Genomic DNA, 3,022 nt, shown 5'->3' with positions numbered 1-3,022 from the left:
CACACCTCAGCACCCTGGCAGGACTCCTCGTCCACGCCACCGCACACGGCGCGACCCTCACGACAGAGACCAAACCAACGTGTTGATTCTTTACGAGCCCTTAGCTTATGTCAGCAGCCCCTGCCCAGTGATTCCGGCGAACGCCAACGCGTCTCTCGCCGAAGGCATATGCCTTGGTGAAAGTTGGGCCGGATAGGGGGCCTTGACAAGGCTTGCGAGGCCCATAAAAAGTTCGCAGACGTTTCCTGTTTCTCGCCAGTGACCAGCAGAAAGACAGCGGGGCGGGCGGCAAGCCGCATGGCCCACCGTCCCGCCCTGTGGACTTGACGCTATTTCAGTCCTCGTTCTGCCTGGCCGGATATGACGGGGCATCGCCACGGCCACGGCTCGCCTCTGCTTGAGGCACCTTGCGGGCCGGCGCCCCGGCCGGTGCCTCGCCGATCACGAAGAAGAGCACGGCGCCCATCAGCAGCGCCGTGCCGGTGCCAACGAGAGCGTTCAGCTGCTCACCGAGGACCGCGATGCCAATAACCGCGGCGGTGAGAGGCTCGACCAGGGCGACCACAGAGACCGTTGAAGCCCGGACGACGCTGAGCCCGGCGAAGAACAGCGTGTACGCCAGCGCCGTCGGAATCGCACCCAAGTAGCCGATCAGCGCCACCGTCCACACCGCCTGTTCCATGTCGGGCAGAAGGCCTTCCAGTAATGCCAGCGGAAGCAAGCAGACCGTGCCCACCGCGAAGCCCGTCACCGTAGACTCGAACGCACCGCCGGAACTCTTGCGGCCGGACGCGCGCCCTAGCAGCGTCACACCCGCGTACCCGACAGCGGAGAGCAGCGCATAGCCGATCCCCAGCAGAGGGCCCGGGCCCGTGCTTCCGTCGGCGCCGCCCATCAACAGCCCCAGGCCAACAACACCGCTCGCCACGGCGGCTGTCCCGGCCGCTCCGGCGCGCTCGCCCAGCAGAAGCCGTGCCCCCACGGTGACCAGCACCGGACCCGAGCCGAGAGTCACCACGGTAGCCACCGACAGCCCAGCCTGCTGGACCGCAGCGAAGTAGGCAGTCTGATACACCGCCAGACCGAAGCCGGTGATCAGGGATCTGCGCTTGTTTGCCAGGAACGTCGCGCGCAGGGAGACGGCTGTCCGGGGACGACGGGCCCGCCGGACCAGGTGAGCCGTCAGAAGCAGCCCGAGCCCCGTCAGGAACCGCCAGAAGGATACGGAGACGGGGCCGATACTCCCGACGTCGTACAGCTCGGCCGCAACAGCACCGCCGGTCCCCCACGCGGTTGCCGCAATCGCGACATGGAGGATTCCCTGCCGGAAAGGCAGAGCAGAAGAGGAACGCAACGAAGATCTCCTCGCTTGATTGCCATCACGATGTCGTCGTGGGCACTCAACGCAGCCGCTCCGGCATGCCCGGGGCGGCTGGGAGACGGTGCCCGCCTAGAAGGCGGGCGGCGGAGGAGTCAGGCACAGCTGCATGTCCCCAACCTACTGGCAGTACGCGGATGCCGACGGCCGTTCCGTGATCTCGCCGTCAGTCATGCGCAGGCGCCAGGCGTTTCAGAAGTTCTCTGGATCCACCTACCGGGTGGCGATGAGGGCCTCCGTACGAATCGTTTCCGCGTACCGGCCCAAGGGGTCGTGTACCAGGAGCGCGCGGCGCAGGTCTTACTCGAAGGCTTCCCGCCGTTCCCCGAGCTGGGCTGGGGTGGAGTAGTTCTGCTCGTTCAGCAGGACGGTGACGTCGGGGGCCCGCCCCGGCAGCGCGAGCTCCGCGGTGTCCAGGGCCCGCCGGTACTGCGAGGAATACACGTACGGGTCGCGGCCCACGAGGGCCTTGATGATCGACGCCGCCCCCTACCGCTGAGTTGCCCCACCAAGATCCGGACCATAAGCGGGCCGGAGCCTGTCAACTCCCCCACCAACGACGCATTTATGCAGGTCAGAGGCGCGCAACGGCTGTACCCACCAGCAGACGAAGAACCTGCTGGTGTCCTAACGGGCCCTCGGCGACGTAACCCACCGTGCCTCTTCCCGTTCTTCGGGTACGCCGCCTTCAGGTCTCCCTGCCCTTCCGGGGCAGCCCGTTCCTGGGGAGAATCTGGGGAATACGGGCGGCGCTGGGGAGCACGTGGGGAGAATCGGCTGCGTAACGCAGCACGATTTCGAAATACCCTGAAAGACCCGTCTTGGCAGGTCAGAGGCGCGGAAGGTCGCAATACCGCAGGTCAGCGCCGCCAGGTAGACAACTTCATGACGAAGGTGCCCTGGAGACTGGGACAAGCAGTGGGCATGCCCTGAATCCTTGTCACTTGAACACGTGCAGATAGCGCGCTCACGGACGAGCCGGGGGAAAATCTGCGGAGTTTGGAACCATGTCTCCATTGGCCTGACCATCGAGCAGACTGTCGATCGGGCAAAGCGCCTCCGGCACGAAGTGGGCATAGTGGTCCAGCGTGATGGTTGCAGACGAGTGCCCCAGCCACCTGGCCAGTGTCACCACGGACTCCCCGCCCTCAAGGACGATCGAGGTGTACGTGTGCCTCAGCACATGGAAGCCATCCCTGGGCTCCGCCTGCCACTGCCGCGGCTTCGCACACTCGTCTACCTCAAAGCCGCCCCGAAAGGGGTCGACCTCATCCCCGGCTTCACGGGGGACATGACGGGCATCGGCCACCACGGAACCTGCGACCTGGAGCTGCGACTGCGCAGGCAACGGTGTCCGCGATGGGGGTGGGTCCTGCGGTGAGTTCGTGGATGCGGCGGCGGATGCCGGGCTGGCGCACGAGTTCCGCGAGGACGGGGGCGATGTCGTCGCGAGGGACGTCGGCGTAGTCGATGGCCTGTCCGATGCGCTGCCGCTGCCCGGCTGCTTGGTGGCTCCGGTAGCCAGCCGCGTTGGTCTCACACCGCGTGGTGAGGTTCCCCCGTCACTCGGGAGTCGCTGATCAGCTGATCAGGACGGGTTGGCGGGCGTTCAGGTTCGCTTGTTTGGCTGTCGCCTGTTCGGCG

At 66.1% G+C, this 3,022-nt stretch carries 2 protein-coding genes and 1 pseudogene; all 3 read right to left on the bottom strand.

Translation table 11 applies throughout. The features are described from left to right. Positions 1–334: 334 nt before the first annotated feature. Entirely contained in the window at positions 335–1,354 is a 1,020-nt protein-coding gene (locus ACIGJO_RS35700; protein WP_399965600.1) for a DMT family transporter, read from the bottom strand. 324 nt (positions 1,355–1,678) lie between these two features. Then, a complete protein-coding gene (locus ACIGJO_RS35695; protein ID WP_399965598.1) occupies positions 1,679–1,840 on the bottom strand; it encodes a hypothetical protein in 162 nt (53 codons plus the stop codon). Between the two features lie 505 nt (positions 1,841–2,345). Beyond that, positions 2,346–2,585: pseudogene (locus tag ACIGJO_RS35690) on the bottom strand (site-specific integrase); the annotation flags it as partial. Positions 2,586–3,022 lie beyond the last annotated feature (437 nt).

The organism is Streptomyces sp. NPDC079020, assembly GCF_044542225.1.
GTDB lineage: Bacteria > Actinomycetota > Actinomycetes > Streptomycetales > Streptomycetaceae > Streptomyces.
Note: the sequence above shows the minus strand (reverse complement) of the source record. Positions and strands in the feature narration are given on the sequence as shown.